The organism is Candidatus Formimonas warabiya, from assembly GCF_002777255.1.
In the GTDB taxonomy this organism is placed as follows: Bacteria; Bacillota; Dehalobacteriia; order Dehalobacteriales; family Dehalobacteriaceae; genus Formimonas; species Formimonas warabiya.
The window spans coordinates 3763525-3784403 of record NZ_CP017634.1; the positions used below are offsets into that span (position 1 = coordinate 3763525).

At 50.0% G+C, this 20879-nt stretch carries 11 protein-coding genes; 7 read left to right on the forward strand and 4 right to left on the reverse strand.

The window, feature by feature from the left end:
- Nucleotides 1-152: 152 nt before the first annotated feature.
- Nucleotides 153-2204: a methyl-accepting chemotaxis protein gene (locus DCMF_RS17150; RefSeq protein WP_148135541.1), complete on the reverse strand. Its 2052-nt coding sequence runs from the start codon at nucleotides 2202-2204 to the stop codon at nucleotides 153-155.
- A gap of 329 nt (nucleotides 2205-2533) precedes the next feature.
- Here DCMF_RS17150 and DCMF_RS30250 point away from each other — a divergent pair, with 329 nt between their 5' ends.
- The 5 genes from DCMF_RS30250 to pstB all read left to right on the forward strand — a co-directional run bounded on the left by DCMF_RS30250 (nucleotide 2534) and on the right by pstB (nucleotide 11755).
- The gene (locus DCMF_RS30250; RefSeq protein ID WP_148135542.1) at nucleotides 2534-7453 is read left to right on the forward strand and encodes a cation-translocating P-type ATPase; all 4920 of its coding nucleotides are present in this window, start codon (nucleotides 2534-2536) and stop codon (nucleotides 7451-7453) included.
- Nucleotides 7454-7660: 207 nt separating this feature from the next.
- Entirely contained in the window at nucleotides 7661-8842 is a 1182-nt protein-coding gene (locus tag DCMF_RS17160; RefSeq protein WP_148135543.1) for a substrate-binding domain-containing protein, read from the forward strand.
- Nucleotides 8843-8993: 151 nt separating this feature from the next.
- Nucleotides 8994-10010: a phosphate ABC transporter permease subunit PstC gene (gene pstC / locus DCMF_RS17165; protein ID WP_236860343.1), complete on the forward strand. Its 1017-nt coding sequence runs from the start codon at nucleotides 8994-8996 to the stop codon at nucleotides 10008-10010.
- Nucleotides 10003-10938, forward strand: coding sequence for a phosphate ABC transporter permease PstA (pstA, locus tag DCMF_RS17170; RefSeq protein WP_214658689.1), 936 nt, complete (start codon nucleotides 10003-10005; stop codon nucleotides 10936-10938). The genes pstC and pstA overlap by 8 nt, the downstream gene beginning before the upstream one ends.
- A 1-nt stretch (nucleotide 10939) precedes the next feature.
- On the forward strand, nucleotides 10940-11755 hold the full coding sequence (pstB, locus tag DCMF_RS17175; RefSeq protein ID WP_148135546.1) for a phosphate ABC transporter ATP-binding protein PstB: 816 nt from the start codon (nucleotides 10940-10942) through the stop codon (nucleotides 11753-11755).
- Nucleotides 11756-11818: 63 nt separating this feature from the next.
- Here pstB and DCMF_RS17180 read toward each other — a convergent pair whose 3' ends face one another.
- Nucleotides 11819-12223, reverse strand: coding sequence for a hypothetical protein (locus DCMF_RS17180; protein ID WP_148135547.1), 405 nt, complete (start codon nucleotides 12221-12223; stop codon nucleotides 11819-11821).
- A gap of 160 nt (nucleotides 12224-12383) precedes the next feature.
- Entirely contained in the window at nucleotides 12384-12905 is a 522-nt protein-coding gene (locus DCMF_RS17185) for a glycine zipper domain-containing protein (protein WP_148135548.1), read from the reverse strand.
- A 172-nt stretch (nucleotides 12906-13077) separates the two neighbouring features.
- Between DCMF_RS17185 and DCMF_RS17190 the strand changes: the two genes are divergently transcribed.
- Nucleotides 13078-13797 (forward strand): hypothetical protein, encoded by a 720-nt coding sequence (locus tag DCMF_RS17190; RefSeq protein ID WP_148135549.1) that lies wholly within the window; start codon nucleotides 13078-13080, stop codon nucleotides 13795-13797.
- Between the two features lie 104 nt (nucleotides 13798-13901).
- On the opposite strand, the gene DCMF_RS17195 is transcribed toward DCMF_RS17190, so the two are convergent.
- Nucleotides 13902-16094, reverse strand: a complete 2193-nt coding sequence (locus DCMF_RS17195) for a heavy metal translocating P-type ATPase (RefSeq protein ID WP_214658690.1) — start codon at nucleotides 16092-16094, stop codon at nucleotides 13902-13904.
- A gap of 183 nt (nucleotides 16095-16277) precedes the next feature.
- Between DCMF_RS17195 and DCMF_RS30195 the strand changes: the two genes are divergently transcribed.
- A complete protein-coding gene (locus DCMF_RS30195) occupies nucleotides 16278-20879 on the forward strand; it encodes a cation-translocating P-type ATPase (protein WP_214658691.1) in 4602 nt (1533 codons plus the stop codon).

Consider the following 20879-nt stretch of genomic DNA (forward strand, 5'->3'; position numbering starts at 1 on the left):
CAGGTACCGGGGTCCGGGAAAAACCAAAAGATCAACTTTTGCTGCATAAGGGTTGAGGCTTCATCTAAATAAGTCCCCTCGTACTTCAAAAAAAAATCCCGTATCACTGTCAAAGCGGTACGGGATTGCTTTTTAGAGCCGGCCGGCCACCCTCACGCCACATGGAACTCCAGCACCATGGAACGCAATTGCTCTGCCCTGGCCCCCAGCTCTTCTACGGTAGCCAGCATCTCCTGGGCTCCGGCCGCCGTCTGTTCTACTTCCAGAGAAACCTCCTCGATTACGGAGACTACATTGCCGCTCCCTATGGCCTGATTTTGGGCCTCATCAGTAATTTCATTGACCTTGTCCACCGTTAAATTAATTAAAGAGGCAATGGCCTGAAAAGATTGTCCCGATCTTTCCGTCCAGGTACTGCCGTCTTTTACCGCCTTTTCCGTGTCCAAATTTCCTTTCTGAATGGCAAAAACGATCTGGCCTATTTCCTGGCTTTCTTTTCGGGAACTATCCGCTAATTTTTTTACTTCCTGGGCCACCACCCCAAAACCCCGGCCGATGGTACCGGCCCGGGCAGCCTCAATAGCGGCGTTCAAGGCCAGAAGATTGGTTTGGCCGGAAATTTTATCGATCATCTTGATGATTTCACCAATTCTTAAGGAGTTCTTATTTGACCGCTCCATATTTTCATGAATCAGCCGCATGCCAAAAACAGCTTGAGAAACGTTTTCTTCTCCGGTTTGGGCCTTTTCTTTAGCCTCCTGAACGGTGGTCAACGCATTTTGGGCATTATTTGAGACCCGTTCCGCCGCCCCTGCCAGTTCTTTTACTTCGGCGCTAATCGTAGTTAAATGATAGGACTGATTTTGCGACCCTTCGGCAATCAGCCGGGCACAAGACAGCATCTGTTCACTGGCTGCTGCCAAATCCCCCGCATGATCCTGAATATTGGTGACGATCCGGTTCAGGTTATCTTTCATTTCATTCAGGGTCTGCCCCAGGACGGATACTTCATCCCGGGAATGGATGGTCAAATCGGGAATGGAAAGATTTCCCCGGGATATCTCCTGGGCAAAATTCACCGTAGTTAAAATAGGCTTGGTAATCCCTCTGGTAATCACTGCCGCTAAAATCATTCCGGCGACAAAGCATACTCCTGTGGCACAAACCAAAAGGGCAAAAGCAAACCTTTTCGTGTTGTTACTCTGACGGGCTCCGGACACCATCTGATCTTTGGCGGCTTTCAAGAGGGTATCCCCGTTTTTGACTACAGCGGCCATTTGCTTGACTTTCTCCCCATCTGCCTCGGTAATACCCTCAAAAGCACTGCCCAGACTTTTGATCTGGGCCAGGAGTTGGGCCCCATGGGTAGAAGCTTCCTGCCCCTGGAGCTTTTCTTTTAGGGTTAAGGCCAGAGCTTCCGCCTCTTTTAGTTTTTGGCGTGCGGCCAGAGAATAGGCCTCCTTTTTCGGACCTTCTGCGCCGTCCACGACAAAACCGCGCACCTCCAGCCCGATTTCCGTAATCTTGGTTTTCAGCTCATATTCCAGTTCCACATTACCGGAACCCTGGTCCTGGGTGAGAATCTCCTCCATCAACCTGTACCCCTGGGATTCGCAGGTAAGATAGGAATTGAAAAATTTGTCCTGGCGGTCTTTTAACAAGGCATATGAATTAATACTTTTTTGATACTCCACCACTAACTTCCACATATCCTCCAAACCGTCCGCATCCTGACTAGTGGTCAATTTTTTTCTCTCAGATTCCAATTCCCGCATCAGGTCGTTCACTTTGGTAATATCCTCAGAAGCACCTGTCCTCTGATAATCTTTTACGGACCCGCCGATTTGATATACCTGGTCCACAAAAGAAACAGTAATTTGATTCTGATTAAATACATGGGCCAATCTATTCATACCGACAAAGCCTGTAATGGCAATAAAGATACTGATGACCATGAGCAGAGTGAAGCTGCCCCCGATTTTTAATCCTAAGCTTTTCGCATCCTGAAATTTTTTCCCGACTTGCCTCAGCCGGTAAAAAAAAGATTTCACCAAAGGCAGAAAACGACGGGAAGCCTGCTTCCATCCCGCACCCAGATACTTTTTCCCCCATCTGTTTTTCCCCCTAGGCATTTTTTTGCCTAAGTCATTCATCCATGAAATAAGCCTTTTTTTCATGTGCGCGACTTTGATCCCTGTTTTCAATGTATTTCCTAACTCCTTCCCTTATTCTCCTATCATGCAATTCTTGCTAAAGAAAGGCTTTCCTTTCAAGGCACAAATACTTAATACAAACTTAAAGCGTTCTTAAGAAAAAATTCTTCAACCAAGATTAGTTGAAGAAAATCAGCAGGGTACAGGGTTTTTATGTGCTTTATTTTAAACGCCAAATATTAAGATTTTCCCTCTCTCCTATTTAATTTTCAGTTAAGAAAAAAATCCCCTGGCGGTACCAGGATTTTTTTTCTCAAATACATATTAATTTATTCCCGCTGCCATACTTTAATTATGATTCCAGAAAAGGAGGCCTGCCGATGGCTGCCCTAGCGGTTGTGACAAAAGAGATGCACTGGATCCCAGGCAGATTGCGCATCAGAATATCCGGCCTGAGAAACAACCCAGTTTTGGCCACCGGACTGCTGCAGTCCCTGTCCTCCCTTGATGGGGTTAATGGCATTTTGCCTAATATTGTGACGGGAAAATTACTCATCCATTATGATCCCACTATTTTAACCCTGCACCGGTTACTGGCAGAGATTCAGGAAAACACCCGGGCCTCCATGCAGGCCCGCCTTCCCCGCCTTCCGGAATCCGTAAGCCCTCCCGCAAAAGGAAAAGTGCTTCCTGTGATTGAACCGGAGGATACCCCGCTGAAGTCTCAATGGCTCCATGTGGTGGGGGGAGGGTCCTTATTATCCTATCTGTTCTTAAAAAGAATATTTTGGGGCAGGCCTTCTTGGGCGGACAACCCCGCCTTACTTCACTTGGCGACAGCTACCACCTTAATCTCCGGTTATCCCATTTTAAGAAGCGGCTTGGGCTCCCTGACCCGGGGTAAAATCAGCCATGACTTGCTCATTAGCATGACTGCTTATGCCACGCTGCTTTTACGGGAAAATATATTTGGCCTTGCCACCGTCTGGGCGGTCAACCTGATCTCTTTGCTGCAAACTTTGGCGGTGCTAAAGTCCCGGCAGCATCTGGAATCAAACTCCGACCTGAGCAGGATCCTGGTGCAACAAGAGTGGTCTCAGGAGATGATCCCTGCCTCCCAAGTAACCCCCGGTGAACTGATCCGGGTCCAGGCCGGGGAATTGATTCCTTTTCAAGCCAGAGTACACTCCGGAACCGGCCTCATCAATGAAACTCCCACAACGGGAAAAACCTTACACCGTTTGGTGAAGGAAAACGATGTTGTGGAACCGGGCAATCTGGTGGAGGCGGGCAGGCTATCCTTAGAAGTACGGAAAATCCCTGCTCCTTCTCCTGTTAAGATCTGTTTGGGACAAGGACATTTACGCCAGGACCGCTTCATGGATCATTTTGTCAATTTATCTTTTGCTTTAGCTTTTTTTTCTTTTTTACTGACAAAAGATATCCAACGGTCTCTCACCATGCTGCTGGCGGCTATTCCTGCCTCCTACTCTTTGGCCACCCCGTCCGCTTTGTGCAGCGCTGTCCGCTACCAGGTTAAGCGGGGGGTCCAAGTCCTTAACCCGGAGCAACTGCTCAAGGCAGAACAAATTGACACGGTTCTGTTTGACAAAACAGGCACGCTGACTACCGGAGAGTGGGAAGTAAGCCAGGTGCTCCCCCTGGATGATAACTGGACCAAAGAAACGATCCTGGTAAAGGCCTCCCGCATCCGGTCAGGTGCAGGATACGGAAAAAGAGACCCTTTAGCGTCTTTACTAACGGCAGGCAAGTCAGGTCCCCTCTTGTTAAAAGATACACGACTGCACGCTTCAGGAATCCGGTGTCAAGCAGGGGATCAATCTATCCTTTTAGGCACACCCGCTTATATGGCAACCCGGGGTATTTCTCTCAAGAAATATCAACCACAGATTAAGTCACTTCAGGCGAGTGGAACCACCGTGATTGCCCTTGTCATCAACCGGGTACCGGTTGGCATCATTGGATTTGAGGAGTCCATCCGCCCGGAAAGCTACCTGTTGATCAAGGAATTAAAGCAGATGGGCATTACCCGGTTGGGCATCCTTTCCGGGGATACCCAGGATGCTTGTCTAAATGTGGCCCGGAAATTAGGGATCAGCCAAGTATGGGGAAGCTTACATGAGCAAGAAAAAGCGCAGGTGGTACGAGAATTTCGTCATTTAGGCTGTCATGTTTGCGTGGTGGGTGACGGTATGAACGATCGGGCTGCGCTCAGAGAGGCCGACGTAGCCATCGGGTTAAAAAACCCCCAATATCTTACGCCGGTGACAGAGGCAGGCATTATTTTGCCGGAACACGCTCTGGACCAGGTGGCCGACCTTGTGAGTTTTGGTGCGGAAGTGAGTAACTGTGCAAAAAACAACAAATTTCTCGCCGGCTGTCTGGATGTGGTGGGCTTAACGCTGGCATGCGCCAATTTGCTTACACCGGTCCTGTCCACACTCATGGCCAATATTTCTATCTTTGGTGTGATTTTGAATTCCTCCCTGGTCAAGTTCACAGAAAAAAGAAGCATCCAAGCCAGTTCCCCTCATCTCTCCCGGGTCTACAGGTGGTCCCTTGATAAATCCTTGGCGGGGAGAAAAAAAGGAGCCTTGATTTCGCCAGCCATGAAAAATTTCGTACAACCGGTTAAACCCTGGCATGCCTTGACGGCGGAAGAGACCATTCATGAGCTGCACTCTCATTTAAATCAAGGCCTTACATGTGACCAAACCCCCGGCATGCTTGATACTCTCGGACCGAATCAATTTTATCAGCCCCCTCCGGCCAGCCTTCTGGCCAGGTTTTTCAGCCAATTAAAAGACTTCATGATCCAGCTGCTCTTGGGAGCCAGCATCGTATCCTTTGTCCTGGGCGAAAGGGTGGATGCGGTGACCATTTTAGGGATCGTCTGTTTGGAATCCTTCATCGGTATGATCCAAGAACATCACGCCGAGCAAGCCCTCGCCGCTTTAAAAGAGCTAGCTGCTCCTGTGGCCCGGGTAACTCGGGAGGGAAAAAATCTTCTCATCCCGGCCCGGGAAATCGTCCCGGGAGATCTTATCCTCCTGGAACCCGGAGACCGGGTGCCCGCCGATGCCCGTTTAATCGAGGGATCTAGCTTGGAAGTAGAAGAAGCCGCCCTGACCGGGGAATCATTATCTGTGGCCAAGGAGGGCAATCGTTCCCTGCCTGAGGAAACAGCGGTAGCTGACCGAAATAATATGGTATTTATGGGAACCCATGTTACGGGAGGAAGAGCCAAGGCGACCGTGGTTAACACGGGAATGTCCACCGAGATGGGTAGGATCGCCGCCCTGTTGGAAAACACGGAGGAAGAGTCTACACCTTTACAAAAATATTTGGATCAACTGGGAAAACAAATCACGTCCGGGTGTTTGGCCGTCTGCGCCTGCATGGTGATCATGGGCTGCCTGAGAGGGCAATCCCGGTTTCACATGCTGCGCACCGGGATCAGCCTGGCGGTAGGTGCCATTCCTGAAGGATTGCCCGCAGTGGTTACCATTGCCCTTGCCTTCGGGGTAGGCCGTATGGTAAAAGGCAATGCCATTATTCGCCGGCTTCCTGCCGTGGAAAATTTGGGCAACACCCAGGTGATTTGCACCGATAAGACAGGTACCCTTACCAAAAATGAAATGACGGTAAAGCAGGTTTATTCTTCCGGAAAAACCTGGCATGTAACAGGCTCCGGCTATACGCCAGAAGGAGAGTTCTTCCTGGACGGAGAAAAAATGATTCCTTCCGCAGATCCAAACCTCCTGGGCATCCTCACCATCGGAGCTCTGTGCAACAACGCGAAAATGGAAAAAAGCGGCATCGCAGGCGACCCTACGGATTGTGCCGTTTTAGTGGCGGCAGCAAAGGCGGGGATCGGGCCGGAAACCGCCGGGGCCTTTTTACGGCGCAAAGAAGCGCCTTTTGATGCCACCCGCAAAGCAATGTCTGTCGTCTGCCAGGACAGGGAGGGTAAACTCGCTCTCTATGTGAAAGGAGCCCCGGAAGCGATTTTAGAAAAATGTACGAAAAGTTTTCAGGATGGCCGGTTAGAATTGCTGACCCCGGAAAAGAAAAAAGAAATCTCCGCAGCGGGGGAGAGCATGGCGGACAACGCGCTCAGAGTGATCGCCACAGCCTATAAAACAATCCGTCCGTCCGGCATCAACGAGGACCCCTCTGTTTTGGAAGAAAACCTGATTTTTTCCGGCCTTCTGGGTATGGAAGACCCGCCAAAACAGGGTGTCGTCGAGGCCGTTGCCGCCTGCCATGAGGCAGGAATTAAGGTGATCATGGTTACCGGCGACCACGTCCACACTGGGGAAGCGATCGCCCGGCAAATTGGATTACTGACCCCCGTGGGAAAATCTCTCACGGGAAACCAATTAGACCACTTGGACGACAAGGATTTGGCCGCTATGATTGATGAAGTCGAGATATTTGCCCGCACTTCCCCGGAGCACAAGCTCCGTATTGTCAAAGCCTTTAAGAGCAAAGGATATATCGTAGCGATGACGGGTGACGGAGTAAATGACGCCCCGGCGGTAAAAGAAGCGGATATCGGCATTGCCATGGGCCGGTCCGGTACAGACGTCACCAGTGCCTCCGCCGACGTGGTGCTGACAGACGATAATTTTCCCACCATCGTTCTGGCGATTAAAGAAGGCCGGGGCATCAAAGAAAATATCCGGACTTCCATCCGTTATGTTCTGGCAGGAAATTTTGGCGAAGTTTTGGCCATGTTTTTGGCGGTTCTAGCCGGCCAACCGGTCCCCCTCATTCCGAACCAGATTCTTTGGGTCAACCTGGTTACGGAAAGCTTTCCCGCCTTAGCCCTAGGGGGAGCTCCTCCGGGATCTCATTTTATTCCGGCCAACCGCCGGTTTATGGACCGGCACCAGTGGCGGGGCCTTTTCCTTAGAGGATTGCTGGCGGGAGCCGCTACCTACGGAATTTTTGCTTTTAGTCTTCGTTCCGGAGCCTCTCTAGTCAAGGCACGAACCTTGGGCTTTGCCAGTTTAATACTCAACCAGATGTTCCATGCCTTCGACTGTAATGCTGCCTCCGGGCAGAAGAAACATCCCCGGGAATTATTTATGGCCGTCGGACTATCTACAGCCCTCATGTTAGGGGCAATTTATTTTCCGGGATGCGGTCCGGTTTTTTCCACGGTTCCATTAAGGGGAACAGACTGGTTGATGGTTTTACTTTCTGCCGGTGTGCTGGGCCGGTTGGATCTTGTGCTTCGGCATCTCTCTCTTCCGCCAGCCACAAAAACATAACTCCGCACAAAATAGCAGATAAAAAATTCCCTCTAAATGAAGCAGACAGAAGAAGGATGCTGTATTTAGAGGGTTTTTTCTATTCCTCTCTTAACAGATTATTTACCAGAACTTAACAATCACTAAAGAAACGTTAACAATACCGTTAACATTTCGGTGATATAAATAAAACAATACTATTTCTTAATAATTAAGGGAGGTTATCACATGTTTAAACCCAAGTATTCTTTCGTAGGGATGCTGGTCTTGGCCCTGTTTTTCGCCCTGACGGCTTCCGCCTTTGCGGCAGACGGCATCAAGGTGAAATTTGACGGGAAGGAATTGGCTCTTAAGGTGGCACCTGTCCTTTCCCACGGCACCACATTAGTGCCCATTTCCGCTATTGCCGAAGAAATGGGAGGAACCAGTCTTTTCAACGCGGCGACAAAAACCATCACCATTAAAACCGCAGATAAGAACATTGAACTGAAGGTGGACTCAAAAAATGCCAAGGTAAACGGGGCCGCTAAAACATTGGATGTTCCTGCCCAGGTGATCAACGGCAAAACCATGGTTCCCCTGCGTTTTGTCAGTGAAGCATTGGGAGCCGAAGTATCCTATTCGGCTTCCGCAAAAACCGTCACCATTACTTACTTCACCAATATGACCGGGACCCTGAAGATTGGCGGTTCCACCACGATTCAGCCTCTTGCCCAGGCGGCGGCAGACAAATTAATGGCGAGGAACAAAGGGCTTTCCATCACCATCGCCGGCGGCGGCTCCGGGGAAGGAATTAAAGGAGCCCATGCCGGAACCTTCAATATTGGTAATGTGTCCCGGGACCTGGAAAAAAGCGACACAGACACTTACCCCGGGTTGATCAGCCATACCATCGGCTATGACGGCATCGTGGTCATCGTCAACACGAACAATCCCGTGAGCGACTTAACCAAAGAACAAGTTTTCGATATCTTCACCGGAAAGATCAAGAACTGGAAAGAAGTGGGCGGAAGTGACGCCGCCATCTTTGTCCAAACCCGGGAAGCTTCCTCCGGAACTTTGACTGCCTTTGAAGAACTGGCCCTGGAAAAGAAAGGAACGGTTCTGGCTACAGCTACTCCCCATACTTCCAATGGCTTGATGAAGCAGGCTGTAGCGCAAAATGGAAACGCCATTGGTTTTCTCTCCATGGGCTACCTGGATAAAACTGTGAAAGCACCTAAAATAGCCGGTATTGAAGCGACCCAGGCCAATGCCCTGTCCAAAGCCTGGCCCTATGTGCGTACCTTAAATGTGGTGACCAAAGGGACGCCTTCCGGATTAGCAGCCCAGTTCATCAACTTCCTGAAAAGTTTTGAAGGCCAACTGCTCGTATCCGAAGACTATTTACCCTTGAAAGCCCAGGACTAACCACTTCTCCCCTCCCTTCCCAGGTTGTATTGTATAAAAGGAATTCCCATTCACCCCGATACTGTTCTGCCCGATCCGGTGCAGAGCAGTATCGGTTCTGTTTTATTCTCTTTTCCATACCATATTGAGGTGGTGAATTGTTTTGCAGCAAATGGAAAGACCTGAAGCCGGCGCCCCCTATTTCGTGCTCAATAAGTCCAGAATCAGATTTTTAAAAAGAAAGGATTTCTTTTTTGAAAAATCTGTGCAAGCCTTGGCTGTGGTCAGCGCCCTGATCATTGTCTTTATCTTTATTTTCGTGGGACTGAAGGCCTGGGATGTTTTAAAGATCAGCGGCATATCTTTTGTCACCGAGCGAGGGTTTGACCGGCAAATTATCGACGCTTTCAATGCCCCTGTAGAAGCCCAGGTATGGCAGTTTGGCGCTTGGGGTTTATTAATCGGCACCATCACTACGACCCTGGGCGCCTTGTTCATTGCCGTCCCCATGGGCATCGGCACCGCGGTGGTGATTGCTGAGCTGTCCCCTTCCTGGGTCAAGAATATGCTCCAGCTGGTGGTGCGGCTGTTGGCCTCCATCCCATCCATCATTTACGGCTTAATCGGCCTCTTAATTATCGTGCCTTATATTCAAAAGCTGTTCATTACCGGGGACCTGCAAATTCAGTACATTGATTATTTCCAGCTTACCGGGAACAGCATGCTGGCCGGAATACTGGTGTTAAGCATTATGATCGTTCCCTTTATTATTGCCCTCTCCGTAGATGCCATTAATGCGGTACCGAGGAGATATAAAGAAGCTTCTCTGGCTCTCGGGCTTTCCCATTGGCGCACCATTGTGCGGGTGATTTTGCCTGCCGCCAAGTCGGGCATCCTGGCCGGCATCATCCTCGCCACAGGAAGAGCTGTGGGAGAGGCCATTGCCCTTTCCATGGTCAGCGGAGGGATCGGCAATGTGCCCCAGCTCTCCCACGGGCCGGTTTTTTTCCTCACACCCGTTTTAACTTTGGCCTCAGCCATCGTTAACAAATCGGAAATGATGTCGGTACCTTCCATTCAGGCCGCCTTATTTGCCTGTGGGGTGATCCTGTTGTTGACGACCACCTTGCTCAGCCTCTGCGCCAAACTGGTGGAGTTTTTTGTGAAAAGGAGTGAAGGAATTGATTAATGGTAAATTGCGGGATTCCCTGGGCCAATTTTTTGCTTGGGCTTCCTCCGGTCTGGCTATTTCCGTCTGCTTGGGCATTATTGTCTACCTGTTCGTAAAAGGTCACGCGCAACTTAGTTTGGATTTTTTATTGACGGAGCCCACTGCTTCTCTCCAGGACGGCACCAGCGGCGGCATCAGCACACCCCTGATCGGTACTCTGTTATTAGCGGTTTTAGGGATGGCCCTGGCCTTTCCCTGGGCTTTAGCCACTGCCGTCTATCTGGCGGAGTACGCGGGAAAAAACATGGCCGTCGGCTTGTTGCGCCTGGGTATCGATGTTTTAGCGGGTGTCCCCACCATCGTCATTGCCATTTTTGGCGTGGCCATTTTCACCATCCCTCAACTGGGCTTCCTTAGTTCCATGGTGGAGGGAGTGGAAGGCACCAACCGGGCGTTTGGCCGGTCCTTTTTAGTGGCGGCCATTACCATGGCCGTGATGATTCTCCCCTTCGTGATCAAAGTATGCGAAGAAGCTATCAAGGCGGTCCCTCACTCCTACCGGGAAGGTTCCCTGGCTTTAGGAGCAACGAAATGGCATACCGTGTCCCACATCGTCCTGCCCTCGGCCCGGGGGGGCATCATTACGGGAGTAATCCTGGGCATGGGCAGAATCATTGGCGATACCGCCATCGTCTGGTTAACGCTGGGAGGCACCATGCGCATGACCGGCATCCAGCCCTGGTGGCAGCCTGTGAATTGGATCAGTACCCTCCAGAATACCGGGTCCACCCTTACCTCCTACATTTATTACACCTCTCCCGCCGGAGAGGGAAATATGCCGGAGAAGGCCTTCGGCGCCTCTTTTGTATTGATTATCCTGATTGTGGTCTTAAATCTTTTAACTGATTTTTTTGGCAACTATAAAAACAAAGTAAAGGAGGACTAACATGGCACCCTTCAATTTGTTTGATCTGAATCAGAGCAAGGGCAATGTAAGTACTCCTGGCACTTCTGTGATCGAAGTTCTCGGTGTTTCTGTCCGGTATCAAGAAAATCAGGTTCTCTCCGATGTGCATTTAAGTATTAAAGAGCATCAAATTACCGCTTTCATTGGGCCCTCGGGGTGCGGAAAAACCACCCTGCTGCGCTGTTTTAACAGGATGAATGATTTAATCAAAGGTTTTCAGATTCAAGGCACTATCACCTTTAACAATACAAATATATACGATACCACCCAGGATCCCATTGCCCTAAGAAAAAAGATCGGTATGGTTTTTCAGCAACCCAACCCCTTTCCCAAAAGCATCTACAATAATATGAAACTTCCCCTGGAAGAGAACAACAGCAGCAAAATGACCCGTCAGAAAATAGAAGAAGTCATCATCACCAAATTAAAGGACACCACCCTCTTCGATGAGGTAAAGGAGCGCATGCATCATTCCGCCCTGAAATTGTCCGGCGGCCAGCAGCAAAGGTTGTGCATTGCCCGGGCATTGACGGTGAACCCGGAAGTTCTCCTCCTGGATGAACCATGTGCCGCATTAGACCCCATTTCCATGATGAAAATAGAAAATATGCTTCAAGACTTAAAGAAAAAGTACACCATTGTCATCGTCACCCACAACCTGCAACAGGCGGCACGCATTGCGGATTATGTGGCATTTTTTTACCAGGGGCAAATCGAGGAACAGGGCTTCCCGGAGGATATTTTCACTAACCCCAAATCAGAAATTACGGCCAAGTATCTGGAAGGGGCGTTTTAAGAAAAAAATATAAAAAAGGGACTGTTTCCATAAGCAGATCACTTATTAAACAGTCCCACCTTACTATTTATTTTCACCTTTCGCTGGGTTTATAGCAGTCAGTGCACCGGTGGCAGCACCGACTCCTGTACCGACAGCACTGCCGGTGGGGCCGGCTACAGCACTGCCGATGCCGGCTCCTGCCAAAGCGCCGACTCCCGCTCCGACAGGGACCCGCAAGCTTTGGTTTCTACCAGCCTGGGCTTCAGCTACGATATCTTCCCAGCCTTCCTTGATGTTACCGATCGCTCGGCCGGTTTCATCTGCCACACTAATAACTCCTTTGGCTGTAACTAATAATGCCGACCTGAGGGCTTTACTCATGATCGGCGTCCCCACCATTACTGCAGCTCCAGCAACTACCCAGCTCCAGGGAGAATTGCCATATAACCATTTGGTAACATTTTTTGGTATCAACAAAACTTTCATCCTTCCTTCTACTTTTTCGCATGAACCTGGCATATGCGGCCTTTTTCTATATTGCTTGCTTTTCCAATGGTATAAACAAAGGCGATACCTAGAACATGTAGGATCCAAAACCCCGGATGCGGGTAGCTGAACATATCAGATTCACCCCCTTACCAAGCTTTTATTTTCCCGGTTTATGCTCCTCTTTCGTCACGGTTTTAGGTTTAGGCCCCGCTTTTGGGCCGGAAAGCTCTTCTTTCGTCGTATGCGCTTCTGTTTTCATTTCCTGGTTATTTTGACCACCGGCGCGGTCTTCTAATTCCTCGCCTACCATCGCACCAACTGCTCCGCCGATGCCGCCTCCGGCAGTCGTCCCTAGTCCGGGGCCTGCCATAGAGCCTAATCCTGCTCCAATCGCTCCGCCAATACCCGCCCCAATCGTCGCTCCTGCTGCGTTTTCCATATAAGGTACCTGATAAGCCCGGGCTTCCGACACAATGCTGTCCCATTGTTTTCTTCCCTGATTGACAATTCCGCTCAACTGATCGGAAACTTCCAGTGCCCCTTTTACAGTCGCAACACCTACGGTTCTCAACCCACTCTTAATGACCGGAGCGCCAAATAGAGCGGCTACACCTAATGCCGCTAAAGTTAACGGAGATGCCTCCGAGAGAGCTTCCCCAATTGCACCTAGTGCTTTCATCTTATCACCTCTTGGTTCAGATTTAAGTTTATTATGAAACAAAATCAGTCCGTTCATACACTGAAAAAATAATAAAGAATTAACATTTTTTTAACAATCGAATAATCGGGACTTAACGGTGTTTTTTTATAATTTAATTAATCATTTATTCGATAAAATAATGAGGTAAAGAATGGAACTGCAACCAAACACTTTTTTCGGACTAAATAGTGAGCACCAAAAACTGGCCAAAACCTGCCAGGTGGTGGAAAAATGCCTGCGCCTGACAGACGCATCCTTAAACCAGTATTTTTATCAGATGGAACGTACCTTAGTATCTCAGGTGGGAAAAGGTGATTTCCCCGCAGAGGTAGAAAAGTACCTTCACGAATACCTGATTCAATCAAATCCCTGGAGTAATCTCATTTTTCCCAGAGTGAAAGTAAAACTGGAAAAGCACTTTGGCACCAAGGTGAATATGTTTATCTCCCCGGAAGAAATCGTCACCAGCCAGTCTGATAATACCTGCGCGCCATTAAACCAGTTTTTTCACGAGACGATCCGGACAATTGCTTTTACCAAGGAAGCGGCGCATCTTAGTGTCAAGGTTTGGGATCAGAGCTTGTCTTCCCTGCCCCTGCCCCAAGAAATAAGGCAATTTGCCGGTCATATGAGATTGGCCCGTCTGATCCCGTACTTGTTAGAACTGGATCCGGAGCATATTGGCGTAGATAGGGTCAAAATACTCCGCTTAATGCTACAGGGTTTACTAACCAACCATAAATTACGCATGCGCGACCTGATTACTTTTAGAATCGCCGAGCATGCTTACCAGCTCCATGATCAGATCTTTGGATCACCCTGGGAACAGCAGCAGAGTAAAAATACCCGGTCAGAAAGAATGTATGCCTAAAGACGCTTAGCGGCTTTTACAGCTATCCGCTCATACCCGTGAAGTCCAGCGGCTGGCTTTGTCCGGAATTTTTGGCAAAATACAAAGAACCTTTTCATGATGTTTCAGAAGGGGTTCTTTGTATTTTGCTTCATTATTTCACAGCATCCTTTGAACTCTGACGGTGATCTCAGCCTGTCCGGACTGAGATACTCGATCTGTTTGTTAAAAAGCAGTGCCATCAGGGAATTTATGGTATTAAAGCTCTTTGCCTGAAAGGCATCGATCGCTCCCACAAAGGCCAGTCCCCCCAAAAAAATATTGTATAACTGGGAAAGGGAAATGCATTGATTCATCTTACGATAGGCCCTCTGGGAAAGTGCGATCATATCTGCAAGCCTCAGCATGTGATCTTCAAATATGATCACATCGGAATTCAGTTTTACCTGGTCGCAGGAAAAGTTTACAAAGCTCACGCTGGTATCAGCTTCCCTCATCGCCATGACATCGTTGATCCCATCACCCACCATCATCACAGTTTCCCAGGTTTTATACTCCTCGATGACCTTTGCTTTATCCTGATCGCTGCAATTGCTGTAAACATCACCGATACCCAGTTTTTGGGCAATATATTTTGATTTGTATGCATGATCCCCGGACAGCAGTGTGAGATCAACAGAACCTTTTTGTTTAATCCTTTCGATCAGATCGCCAGCGCCTTCTCTTACCACATCGGCTAAAGCCATTATTCCCGTCAATTCGTGATCGATGCTCACCAGAACAGGAGTTAGCAGCCTTTTTTCCCAGCTCTGAACCATTTCCTGCCGATCACCCAGATCAATGCCGTTTTCATGCATAAATTCTTTATTTCCGATGAGGACCGTGTGCTGTTCATAGGTAGCTCTAACACCCTTAGATGGGATCAGGATTGCGTTTTTTGCTCTGGGTATCTCCCTGCTTTTTTTCTGGGCTTCATCCTGTAGTGTCAGAGAAATAGGGTGATAATGGTCGCTTTCGCAGGCAGCACAAATTTGAATAAGTTCGGCATCGGAAAAATTAGGATCAAAGGATGTGACCGATACCAATTCCATTCTTCCATATGTGAGGGTTCCTGTTTTATCAAAAAAGATATGATTGGTATCGATTATTTTTTCAAAAACTTCCGGCCTTCTTAAATAAATCTTGTGCTTGTTCAAAAGCGTGATATAGCTTTTCATGCCTGTACTTAATGCTGTTCCTGCCCCGGAAGGGGTAAGAACCAATAATACCGCTAAAGCATTCATGATATTGCCTGATAATAAAAAACTGGCTGCACCCGCTCCCAGCGCAATCGGCGTGATGGTTTTCCGGTACTGGCTCACTCTTTGGTGGATGCGCATGTCCTCTTTTTTTAAGAATCCCTTTTCCGTTTTTTCCGGAAGACTTTTTATCTTGATCCTTAGGTTCCCGGAAAGGAGGGACATTCCCGCATCAACCATGCTCCCTTTGGCGATGCGGGAAATGATGGGCTGTCCGCTGTAATAAAGGGCATTCACGTAAGCGCTCCCCTCGATAACCTCCCCTTGAACCGTGATCACCTCCCCCTCATGGACAGCGATCACATCTTCCCTCTTTAAGGTCTCTAGATGCACCAGATTTTCCTGGCCGGATGGGAAAACAAGCCATGCCATCCCGGAAGTCCTGCTTCTGCTCTGGTTAAAAAGCCTGAAACTTTCCGCGTCTGCCGCGTACTTAAGATAGTCGTTCAGTGCTTTCAGCATCAACAGGGAAACTCCCTTGGCGCTTTCCCTGGCCAGGGTAAAGGACAATGCGGTCAGACTTAAAAGAAGATCAGAGTCGGTAGGTATGTGCTTGGAAAATTTCTGATACAGACTTTTCAACAATGGGTACCCGCCGATAATCGTCACAAGGGAAGCGGCCTGCAGGATTCTGATATTCTTGCTGAAGGGAAATTTGCCGTAGATCGAGTCTTTTACTTTTAAGGCCAGATAAATCGTCCCGTAAATGAAGAAGTTTCTTTTTGCCTGATCCCTTTTTTCCAGTGCCTGAGCATATTCATCATATGCTCTGATGGGCTCCGGCTTGTTTTGCAAGGCAGAAGAAATGGCATTTTCAATATTTCTGCCAATGATCCGGTAATCTGTCTTGAAAGGATCATAGAAAACCAGAATGCTTGCTGTAATATGATTTACAACACTGTATTTGACCCCATACAGGTTATCCACATACACGTTGATATACCTGGCCAACGCCTTATTATAGGTTAACGAAGGATTTCTCCACCGGATCCGGCCAGGCAATACACTGATTTCCTGCACGAGCATTCACCTCTTTTTTGGGGTGTTCTAAGATTCTATACAATGATGATGCGGTACATGTATATTTCCCACTTTTTTCTATGTCATGTATCCGATATGGAAAAACCTTCGGGTTTTTATGAATAAAATTCTTCCCTTTTTTTCAAACTAATCTCTATGAAACTTTTTGAGCAGAGGGAAATTATGGAGATCAACACGATTAAAGTTGTCCATTATCTGCCTGGCCGGGTGCGGTTCCGGGTACCTTATCTTTATCGAAACCAAGAAGCGAAATGGTATTTGGAAAAAGAGCTTAATAATTTAACCGGCGTGATGAAAGCCGAAGCCAATCCTTGGACTGCCTCCCTTCTGGTTGTCTTTGACGCTGCCTCCCTTTCTCTGTCCCAATTAAACGAATTTCTCACCAGACCTTTGATCAGTCAGGAAGAAGCAGCGGCAGCAACCCAGATGAGACCGGGAGCCGGAAAAGCCCCTGTCTCCCAGCATCTGCCTTGGGCAGGCTTACTATTGGGGGGATGGTGGCTATCCCGGAATCGTTCTTTCCCGGCCCCGCCCCTCTTCAGAAGGCCCGGACGGGGGCTTGGCCTGGTCGCAGAAATTTGGGGCTACTCCCTCTTGTTTGAAGGAATAACCGATTCTATCAGACAAAAACGGTTTGACCCTCACGTGATTGTGGGCGCCGCCGCCCTCCTGGCCACCTCCACAGGACTGGCCCCCGCGGGCTTGGCCTACCTGGTGCTCACCCAACTGACGGATGCCGTCCGGCACTCTCCCGGAGGAGATGCTCCCTCCCGTCCTGCCGGACAGATTTTATTACCGTCCTTAGCCGCTCTTCTCGCCTTCACCCTGACAGGGAGCAGGCAGAGAGCTTTGATTCCCCTGATGGCAGGATATTCTTTAGCCTCAGGCCTGACCACGGCGCTGCCTCAATCCGCCCTTTTGAACCAAGGGGCGCCAACCGGCTGGGTGTCCTTACGCCCTGATACGGTAAGCCGGTCCTCAGGAATTGACACGGTATTGTTCAGCAGCGAAAATCTGCTTTCCGCTGACCGGCAGGAGATTAAGGATATTATTCCCCTAGACCCCAATTACTCCAAAGAACAGGTGCTTTTCATCGGGGCGGCGGCTTATCAGCACCAGGAGGGGACTTTGGCCCGGAACCTGGTGCACCAGGTTCAAATTGCCCAGCTTCCTCTTCTCGCCCTGGAAAACCCGGTATGGGAAAGAGGCAAAGGCATAAAAGGTCTTCTGGAAAATCATCCTGTTTTGGTGGGTAATGAGAAATTAATGAAAGGGGAGGGAATTTCCCTTTCTTCCGCTCTTCCGTATGTCTGGCGCTTAAAGCACCTCAGGCAGAACCCCCTTTACATTTCCCTTAACCATAAGCTCATCGGCCTCATTGGCATTGGGCATGACTTTCACCCTTCCTACCGGGATCTAGTAGAAAGTTTGCGTGCCGCCGGGGTGGCGAGAATCGGCATCTTCCGGGATGAGCATGAAAATCTGCCTTCTTTCAAAGACAGCGGCCTATTGGAGTACGGACCTGTATCCTCCCCGGATGAAAAAGCCTTCATCATCCGGCAACTGCAAAAAGCCGGCCACCGGGTGGCGGTGATCGGCCAGGAGATTTCCGACCTGGCCGCTCTAGAGGCAGCCAACCTATCTGTGGTTTTTTCGGACGTCAAACCCCAATTATGGAACTTTGCCCACCTGGCCGTTGATTTTAAAGACCCGCGTCAATTGGGGAACTATTTTCACCAGGTGAATATTTTCCGCCAGGTCGTGCGCCAAAACACCGCCCTTGTGTCCGCACATACAGCGGTAGGGTCTGCCTTGGGATTAGCCGGCACCGTTACGCCCTGGTCCGCCCTGCTCCTGCAGGTAGCCTCCGGTTTTCTCGTCGCCTGGAACTCCCGGCACAGATTTCCCCGGTCACCCCAAGGCAGCGCCTTCCCGGCTGTTCAGGAAGTAGCGGCCACAGTAGTGCCTCTCGGCCTTCCCGCCCCAGGTTTAGCCCCGTCATACCCTGTGCCTGCAGAAAGCCGGTACCGTCCGGTTCAAGAACTGGCCCACCGGCTTCAGGAATCCCGTTTTCTTTGGCACAGTCTCTCCGGCGAGGAAGTTGTCAAACTGATGGGCTCCCAGGAACAGGGACTGTCCGGAGAGGAAGCCGCCCTGCGCCGGCGTGTCTTTTCTCCCAACCGCTTGACGGAAAGTCCCGGTCTGTCCGTGTGGCAGCTGATAAAAAAACAATTGGGGGATGTGATGGTAACCATTCTCTTAGGAGCGGCAGGCTTTTGCCTGGCGGCGGAAAAATATACGGACGCCATCACCATTATTACCATCCTTCTGATCAATGGCCTCTTGGGCATCCTGCAGGAAATCAAGGCCCACAAATCCTTAAAAGCTTTGAAAAAACTCACGGTACCCACCGCCCAGGTAGTGAGAGAGGGCAGACAAATCACTGTTTGTGCGGAAGAGCTGGTCCCGGGGGATCTGATCGTTCTCCATGCGGGAGACCGGGTCCCTGCCGATGCCGTACTGCTCCGTTCCGTAAACCTGGAAGCAGAGGAATCCTCCTTGACCGGGGAGGCCGCCCCGGTGAGCAAAAAACCGGGGGTGACTCCCCCGGATACCCCCTTAGGAGAGCGTACCAATCTTCTTTTTATGGGCACCTGTATTACCAGGGGCAGTGGAGCCGCCCTGGTAGTGGCCACAGGAATGGCCACGGAGGTAGGGAAAATTGCCGGCATGATGATATCTGAGGAAAAACCGGAACTGACTCCTCTGCAACAGACGCTGGCCGGTATGAACAAATTTATCGTATCTGCCTGCTTCATCATCTGCGCCGTGATTTTTTCCCTGGGTCTTCTGCGGGGAGAGGGGATCTTCGACATGTTTCTCACCGCGGTGAGCATGGCGGTGGCAGCGATCCCGGAAGGATTGACGGCCATTGTCACCATTGCCCTGACCTTGGGGGTTTACCGGATGAGCAAAAGCAACACCATTGTCCGGCATCTTCCCACCTTGGAAACTTTGGGCTGTGCCAATGTGATCTGTACGGATAAGACGGGAACGATCACCAAGAATGAAATGACGGTACGAGAAGTTTTCTGCGGGCAAGAAAAATATGCCCTTACCGGGGATGGATATGCCCCGGAAGGCAAACTCTTTCTGGCGGACAGGGAAATGGCAGGGCCCACGCCCGGTTTAAGGAAGCTCTTCCGGGCAGGAGTTTTGTGTAATAATGCCCGTTTATCCCTGGAAAACGGGCGTTGGGTGGTGCACGGGGACACGACGGAAGGAGCCCTCTTAACCGCCGGTGCCAAAATGGGCATCAAAAAAGAAGATCTGGAAAAGATCTATTCCCGGGTGGAAGAAATCCCCTTTGACGCGGACAGAAGGCTGATGACGGTCATTTGCCGCCAGCCCGATGGTTCTATGGCTGCCTTCTCCAAAGGCGCTCCGGAAACAATCCTCCCCTCCTGCGCAAGTATTTGGAGCGGCAGTGCCGCCTCCCCCTTAAACCAAGCTTCCCGGAAGAAAATTTTAGCCCAGGCAGAACAAATGGCGGGCAAGGCTTTCCGGGTCATGGCCCTGGCCTGGAAACCTTTGGAGGATTATGGTGCCCTGACCACGGCGGAAGCAGAAAATAACCTGATCTTTTGCGGACTGGCGGGAATTCTCGATCCGCCCAGACCGGAGGTGAAAGGCGCCCTGGCGGCATGTCAGTCTGCCGGGGTAAAGGTCATCATCATCAGCGGGGATCATCCTCTGACAGTAAAAGCGATTGCCAAAGAAATCGGCTTGAGTGGGGCATCCGGAAACCGCCTCATCACCGGGCAGGAATTGGACGGCATGGATGATGCTGCCCTGGCCCGGGAAATCGGTGCCATCAATTTAATCGCCCGGGCTGCTCCTGACCACAAATTAAGATTGGTAAAAGCACTGAAACAGCAGGGTCACGTAGTTGTCATGACCGGTGATGGGGTGAATGACGCTCCGGCAGTAAAAGAAGCGGACATTGGTGTGGCCATGGGCATTAACGGCACCGATCTGACAAAAGATGTTTCTGCCCTGGTCTTAACCGACGATCATTTTGCCACCCTTGTCAAAGCGATCAAGGAAGGCCGGTCCATCTTCGCCAACATTCGCCACGCCATCCGCTACCTGGTTGCTACCAATGTGGGGGAAGTGGTGGCCATGCTGGGCGCTACTTTGTTGGGCATGCCTTTACCTTTGACCCCTTTACTGCTGTTGTGGCTAAACCTGTCCGGAGACGGTCTTCCGGCCATCGCCCTGGTTGCCGACCCGCCCGATCCCAACCAGATGAATCATCCGCCCCGCAAAGTAAAAGACGGTCTCTTCAGCGGGGTTTTAGGAAAACAAATTCTGCGCCGGGGCTTATTCATCGGCCTTAGCACGGTGGCTGTTTTCAAGTGGGGCCTGGGGAAAGGTATTCCCGTCGCGCGCAGTCTCGCCCTGGGGGTTCTGGGTGTAAGTCAGTTTTTCCATCTCTTTGACTGCCGGAAGGATGAGCCATCTTCCCCGATTAAGCTCCTAAATAATCGTTATTTGCTGGTCGCAGGTTTTCTGGGACTGCTCATGGTCTTGGCGGCAATCCAACTCCCGGGGGCAAACCGGATTTTTCTAACGAGACCCCTGTTTATGGGCGAATGGCTTGTGGTTTGGGGTATTAGTCTGATCACAGCTCTCCTGGATGATCAGGGTTTTTTGACTGCTAAAAAACCCTTCGGGCAACTGAGGGGCCAAGCAAATGTATAA

Coding starts and splice junctions, on each gene's coding strand:
- DCMF_RS30250 (WP_148135542.1), top strand. CDS start 2,534: ATGGCTGCCCTAGCGGTTGTGACAAAAGAGATGCACTGGATCCCAGGC.
- DCMF_RS17160 (WP_148135543.1), top strand. CDS start 7,661: ATGTTTAAACCCAAGTATTCTTTCGTAGGGATGCTGGTCTTGGCCCTG.
- pstC (WP_236860343.1), top strand. CDS start 8,994: ATGGAAAGACCTGAAGCCGGCGCCCCCTATTTCGTGCTCAATAAGTCC.
- pstB (WP_148135546.1), top strand. CDS start 10,940: ATGGCACCCTTCAATTTGTTTGATCTGAATCAGAGCAAGGGCAATGTA.
- DCMF_RS17180 (WP_148135547.1), bottom strand. CDS start 12,223: ATGAAAGTTTTGTTGATACCAAAAAATGTTACCAAATGGTTATATGGC.
- DCMF_RS17185 (WP_148135548.1), bottom strand. CDS start 12,905: ATGAAAGCACTAGGTGCAATTGGGGAAGCTCTCTCGGAGGCATCTCCG.
- DCMF_RS17190 (WP_148135549.1), top strand. CDS start 13,078: ATGGAACTGCAACCAAACACTTTTTTCGGACTAAATAGTGAGCACCAA.
- DCMF_RS30195 (WP_214658691.1), top strand. CDS start 16,278: ATGGAGATCAACACGATTAAAGTTGTCCATTATCTGCCTGGCCGGGTG.